This is a genomic window from Epilithonimonas hominis (assembly GCF_003730015.1).
Classification (GTDB): Bacteria; Bacteroidota; Bacteroidia; order Flavobacteriales; family Weeksellaceae; genus Epilithonimonas; species Epilithonimonas hominis.
In genome coordinates this window covers 24440-31055 of record NZ_RJTU01000042.1, presented here as the reverse complement: position 1 = coordinate 31055, position 6616 = coordinate 24440, and the positions used below count along the sequence as shown (strand labels likewise).

Here is a 6616-nt window from a genome sequence, read left to right as displayed (position 1 = left end):
ATATCGAGGATTCATTTTAAGTTATTAATAAAAACCCAAGTTCTATATTCTTCATACAGAGGATGACTTACAGCCACTCTCTTTTTCCCTTTTTCGTAAATACAGTTTCCAATCAAGCCTTTTTGCGTTCTTAAAGGACGTTGCCAGATGATGGCTTTCCATAGTTTAGAATAGTCATCATTTGAAATATCGTGTAAATCACAAATCCATTTTAATTCTGCTTCACTGTCTTTTCTTAAGTTATATCTTTGCCTTATTCTGCCTCCGAAGTCTTTTTGATAATGATACAGTGCAGCGCCTAAAGTTTTATGTTTATCTAAATATTCCTCAATATCATTTCTTCCTTTTGTTCCGTTCTTATCACTTCCGGTTAACATCGTCTTAGCTTCTTCCTCATCCCTTCCTTTAAAACCTCTTCTTTGAACAAGCTGATAAAAAACTCTTCCTAAAATTTGAGGATTATTTGCAAATACATCTTTATATTGTGGATTACCTGCGAAGGCTCTGAAAATGTAATAACTTTCGTTTTTATCTGTTCCAAACAAATGAAAGTCTGGTAAACCGTCACCATCAAAATCAAATCTTATCCAATTCAGAAATTCTTCGGATTGGGGATACTCTCTTTTCTTTCCCTTTCTGTAAGTTTTCCAATTATTAAAATCTTCGATAGACAGAGGACACATACTTTTTTCAATAAGAAATTGCAAAATTCCAAACTTTCTGTATTTTTCCGCCTGATAATTTCTTCTTTTACCTCTGCTCTCTGTTCTTTTCTGAACTTTAGGGAATTCATTACCTTTTTCTGAAGCAACACCCTTCTCAAAAGTAATCACTCCAAAATCTTCTATCTGATTTCCTTCTAAGTCTAAGTTTCTAATTGCCCAACCTGTGCTATTACTGCCAAGATCAATTCCTAAAACTTTTTTCATTATTATTTAGTTTTTTTGATATCGTATAAAAATAAACAGAAAAAAAGTTATCACATTACGGTTTTCCTTATTTATAATAAAAAAAATCTTTTTACATTTGTAGTAAGCAATTCACAATAAGGCTAAAAGCCGAAGAAAATCTTTAATCCTGCGTACTCCGTGGGATTTTTTGTTCTATAACTAATGTTATCAATCACTTAATAATCTAAGTTAATGACCTCGACCACATTCATCCAGCAACATTTAAACATCCCCGATAACAGTATTACTGCCACCATAAAACTCCTTTCAGAAGATTGCACAATTCCATTTATTTCCCGCTATAGGAAAGATGCAACAGGAAATCTGGACGAAACTCAGATTGACCAGATTGCTAAGCTGAATAAACAATTCGAAGAAATTATTAAAAGAAAAGAGACCATTCTGAAATCTGTCGAAGAACAAAATTCTTTAACAGAGGATCTAAAACAAAGAATAGAAAACAGTTTTAACCTTCAGGAGATCGAAGATCTATATTTACCTTTTAAAAAAAGAAAAAAAACAAAAGCAGACACTGCTAAAGAAAAAGGTTTGGAGCCTCTGGCAAAAATAATAATGAGCCAAAGATCTGACGACTTACAGTTTTTAGCGTCAAAATACATCAATCAAAATGTTAATTCTGAAGAAGATGCATTGCAAGGTGCAAGAGATATTATTGCAGAATGGATCAATGAAAATATGTATGTTCGAAAAAATCTCAGACGTATTTTTCAGAGAAAAGCTGTTATTAGCTCCAAAGTTGTAAAAACAAAAAAGGATGATGAAGTTGCTCAGAAATTTGCCCAATATTTCGATTGGGAAGAAAACCTCAGCAGAATTCCATCACATCGTCTCTTGGCAATGCTACGTGCTGAAACAGAAGGCTTTGTAAAAAACAATATCGGAATTGAGAAAGATGAGGCTATTGATTTTATTGAAAATGCGATCATCAAATCCAATAATGAATGTTCCGGACAGATTGCGTTAGCTATAAAAGATGCGTATAAACGATTATTAGAACCTGCTATTTCCAACGAAACATTACAAGAAGCAAAAGAGAAAGCGGATAAAAAAGCCGTTGAAATATTTTCGGAAAACCTTCGACAACTCCTTCTTGCACCGCCTTTGGGAGAAAAGAGAATTTTGGCAATCGATCCCGGATTCAAGAGTGGATGTAAAGTGGTTTGTCTGGATGAGAAAGGCGACTTGCTTCATAATGAAAATATCTATCCGCACGCGCCACAAAATGAGAGCGGAATGGCAATGAAAAAGATACGCTCTATGGTAAATGCGTACAATATCCAAGCTATTTCCATCGGAAATGGAACCGCTAGCAGAGAAACTGAATTTTTCATTAAAAAGATCGCTTTTGATAAACCCATTCAGGTTTTTGTGGTTTCGGAAGCCGGCGCTTCGGTTTATTCTGCAAGCAAAATTGCCAGGGATGAGTTTCCAAGCTATGACGTGACTGTTCGTGGTGCGGTTTCGATCGGAAGACGTCTTTCTGATCCGTTGGCAGAGCTAGTGAAGATTGATGCAAAATCCATTGGTGTAGGACAATACCAGCACGATGTGGACCAAAGCAAATTGAAAGAAGAATTGGATAACACCGTCATCCGTTCCGTAAACTCCGTAGGTATCAACTTGAATACTGCAAGTAAATCGCTCCTAAGCTATGTTTCGGGAATCGGAGAAAAGATGGCTGAGAACATTGTGGCTTACCGTACAGAAAATGGTGCTTTCTCTGAACGAAAGGATTTGAAAAAAGTACCAAGACTGGGCGAAAAAGCTTACCAACAAGCGGCCGCTTTTGTGAGAATCAAGAATGCGAAAAATCCTTTGGATAATTCGGCGGTTCACCCGGAAGCTTATAAACTGGTAGAAAAAATGGCGAAAGATTTAGGCATAAAAATCACTGATTTGATTGCCAATAAAGAAAAAATAAGTTTAATTAAACCTGAAAAATACGTCACCAATGATATTGGAATTCTCGGAATTAAGGACATCTTAAAAGAATTAGAAAAACCGGGACTAGACCCTAGAAAAGCAGCCAAAGTTTTTGAATTTGACCCGAATGTAAAATCCATCAAAGACGTCAAAATCGGGATGATACTTCCCGGCATTGTCAATAATATTACGGCATTTGGATGTTTTGTAGATTTAGGCATTAAAGAAAGTGGTCTGGTACACATCTCACAACTGAAAGATGGTTTTGTCTCGGATGTGAATGAAGTGGTAAAGCTTCACCAACACGTGCAGGTGAAAGTGACGGAAGTGGATGAAGCCAGAAAGAGAATCCAGCTGACGATGGTTTTCTGATGAAAACCCAGCGCCAATACTTCTTTTATTAAATGATAAAATGTCCTATTATTGGGACATTTCTATTTTTATCTGTTACCAAAGCTTTAAGTAATCATCTTCCGCATCTGCGACGGTCGCATCCCTGTATATTCGTAAAAAGCATTGCTGAAAGCCGCGAGAGATTCGTAACCCGTTGCATTGGCAATTTCCTCGATAGAGCTATCTTTCCGCTTCTGTAAAAAACTAATCGACTGGATAATGCGATATGTCTTGAGATACTGAATAAAAGAAATATGAAGCTCTTTTTTGAATAATCTGCAGAAGCTCCGCTCACTCATATAGAACTGCTCAGTCATTTCATTCAAGGTCAACGGCGTATGGAAGTTCTGATGGATATACTGCAAGACCTGCTCTATCTTGGGATGTTCGGAAGTAGGAAGCTGAAGCTTGATTTGCTGCTCTGCCATCAAAGGAAGAATGTCATACAAAGAAAAAAGTGCAGCAGCGTAAGGCTCATTATAGTCCACAAACTGATGAGACCAGCGTTGGGAAAAGTTAATCAATTCGATAATCAGTCGATTGGCAGGATAGATTCCCAAATCTTTGTAAAAAGCCTTCTCTGAACTTTTGAAATAAAAAGAATGCAACTGAGTGGCGCGATGTGACACATTAAGCTTATGAGGCACCCCTGCAGGAATCCATAAAAAGTGCATTGCCGGAACCACTAGATACTCATTCTCTATCGTGACATACGCCACACCACCTTCTACAAAACTCAACTGGTCACGCTTGTGAATATGCATATCATAATGCCGCTCAAACCGCTCGTGCACCAGATAAACATCTTTGGGTGAGTCATCTATCTCTTGAAGGATATCCAATAATTTCATACTCAAAGGTAAATAAAAATGGCAGGAACAAGCAAAAATTAGTCTATTTTGTATAAAATTACATCAAACAAAAGCCTTTAGTTTTGCATTTTAAAATTATACGCAAAATGTTTTGTAAAAAATACAGGCTTATTCTAGCCCTATTTACCTGTTTGTGTCAGCCTTTCCTGAAAGCCCAAGAACAACAACTAACGCTTCCTCAACTCTTTAGTAAAGTTGAAGCCCACAGCAAAGAAATCGCACTGGAACAACTGAAACTACAATTAGCCGAAACCAAAATTAAACAAGCTCAATCTAATCAGCTCCCAAGCTTAAGTATCACAGGTTCTATAAGACACGCCTCCAATATGCCTGTCTATGTGAATGGTATTCTTCACAAACCTGCTCAGCACGACATCATCCACACCCTTTACAACACAGAGACTAATCTGTATATGAATCTCTTTGATGGTTTCAAACTAAAAAACGAAATCAAACTGGCTAAGATTCTTTCTGATATTTCGGTAACCGATAAAGAGAAATTAATCAGTATGACAAAACTGAAAGCTACCAATCTCTTCATAGACCTCTATCTGCAATACCAATGGAAAACCACAATGCAAAGCGATATTGCGGAAAAAGAACATCAATTGCTTGAAATCAAAAATATCTACAAAGCCGGAATCATTCTGGAAAGCGATGTTCTGCGCACCGAGCTGGAACTTAGTAAAAGAAAAATGACACTCACCGAGATTGATAACAGCATCATCGTTTTGCAACAACAGATTAATGTCTTAACTGGTGAAGACGACAAAACCATCATTGAACCAGAAATAGCGTCTATTGAAGAAGAAACAACGGCTTTATCAGTAGATGACTACATCGAAATAGCTCTGGAAAAAGGCTACGACGCAGAATTATCTGAACAACACACCCAAGTGGCGGAAACTCAATTAAAACTTGATAAAGGTAATTATTATCCTAAAATAGGTCTGATAGGTTCTTTCCAATTTGCCAATCCGCAAGTGTTCTTGTACAACTACAATCCAAGTTGGTACAGTCTGGGACTTGTAGGTTTGCAAGCGTCTTACGACATCAGCAGTATCTACCGAAACAAACATCAAGTTCAGGAAGCTAAAATAGAATTGAGTTCTGCCCAACTTCATCATCAATTCACCAATGATAACATACGAACCCGAATCTACAAAGCTTATTACGAATACGACGAATCTCTGAAACACGAAAAAGTCTTTGAACAAAATCTGCAATATGCCAATGAAAATGCGAGGATTCTGAAAAATGCTTATTTCAACCAGACCGCTCTTATCACAGACCTTTTGGATGCTAATCTATTGCAAGTGCAAGCCCAATTTGAACTGGAACAATCCAAAATGAATGTCCTGAAAAGCTACTACTCTCTAAAATACGAAACCGGAACCCTATAAAATGAAAGTATCTCATCGTAAAACCTTAGTGAAATTCACCTCTGCTGTGGCGTGGATTTTTGTGCTTTTTGTTATGATAAAAGCCGCCATCTCTATCTATCACTTCCTTCATAATGAAACCACCAATGACGCTCAGGTAGTAGAATACATTAATCCTGTGATTGCAAGAGTGAGTGGCTATGTAAGAGAAGTGCGGTTCAATGATTATGACCAAGTGAAAGCAGGCGACACATTATTCATCATCGATAGCCGAGAATATAAACTGGATGCTAACCAAGTAGGCGCAGAACTCCAGAAACAAAATGCCAATACCCAAGTTCTGAATCAACAAAGACAAACGCTGGAAGCCGAAGCAAAAGAAGCTTATCAAGCTATAGAAGCGGCCAAAATAAAAGTATGGAAAGAAAATCTGGAATATGAAAGATACAAACAACTATACAAAGAAAAATCTGCCACCGCACAAAAACTGGAACAGATAGAAGCTAATCTTAACATCTATAAAAGTGAATTATCACAAGCAGAACAACATTACAGAGTTGCACAAGAAAAAGCAGAAGACCTTAATCAAGAAAAAGCCATCATAGGTGCCGAAAAATCACGGTTGAATGAGGTAAAACAACGCAAAAATCTGGACGTAAGTTATACCGTAATTACTGCTCCGTACAACGGACGACTCGGGAAACGTAAAATCGAAAAAGGACAAATGATTGATGATGAAGAACACCTCTGCTACATTGTGAACGATGAAAATCCTAAATGGATTATGGCTAATTTTAAAGAAACTCAGATTTCACATTTCGGAATTGGTGACAAGGTTTCTATCACGGTAGATGCTTATCCTGATGAAAAATTCGAAGGAAAGATATTGGCATTTTCTCCAGCAACTGGTTCTAGTTTTTCTTTGCTTCCTCCAGATAACGCCACTGGGAACTTTGTGAAGATAGTACAGCGTATTCCTGTTAAGATAGAAATCCTAAATCTTAGCAAAGAATGGCGTTCCAAAATACTTTCTGGGATGAATGTAACTGTCACAATTCCTCATCATTAATCCAAC

Annotated in this window: 5 protein-coding genes; 3 read left to right on the top strand and 2 right to left on the bottom strand. The window is 37.2% G+C overall.

Features of this window, described 5'->3' with window-relative positions; genetic code table 11:
• Positions 1-11 precede the first annotated feature (11 nt).
• Complete coding sequence (locus tag EGH73_RS06220; protein ID WP_245985445.1) at positions 12-929, bottom strand: HNH endonuclease family protein; 918 nt, start codon at positions 927-929, stop codon at positions 12-14.
• A gap of 213 nt (positions 930-1142) precedes the next feature.
• On the opposite strand from EGH73_RS06220, the gene EGH73_RS06215 reads away from it, so the two are divergent.
• A complete protein-coding gene (locus EGH73_RS06215) occupies positions 1143-3266 on the top strand; it encodes a Tex family protein (RefSeq protein WP_123281133.1) in 2124 nt (707 codons plus the stop codon).
• An 86-nt stretch (positions 3267-3352) separates the two neighbouring features.
• On the opposite strand, the gene EGH73_RS06210 is transcribed toward EGH73_RS06215, so the two are convergent.
• Complete coding sequence (locus EGH73_RS06210) at positions 3353-4138, bottom strand: AraC family transcriptional regulator (protein WP_123281132.1); 786 nt, start codon at positions 4136-4138, stop codon at positions 3353-3355.
• Positions 4139-4245: 107 nt separating this feature from the next.
• On the opposite strand from EGH73_RS06210, the gene EGH73_RS06205 reads away from it, so the two are divergent.
• Together EGH73_RS06205 and EGH73_RS06200 are read left to right on the top strand one after the other, a co-directional pair.
• Positions 4246-5562: a TolC family protein gene (locus EGH73_RS06205; protein WP_123281131.1), complete on the top strand. Its 1317-nt coding sequence runs from the start codon at positions 4246-4248 to the stop codon at positions 5560-5562.
• Between the two features lies 1 nt (position 5563).
• Positions 5564-6610: an HlyD family secretion protein gene (locus tag EGH73_RS06200; RefSeq protein WP_123281130.1), complete on the top strand. Its 1047-nt coding sequence runs from the start codon at positions 5564-5566 to the stop codon at positions 6608-6610.
• Positions 6611-6616 lie beyond the last annotated feature (6 nt).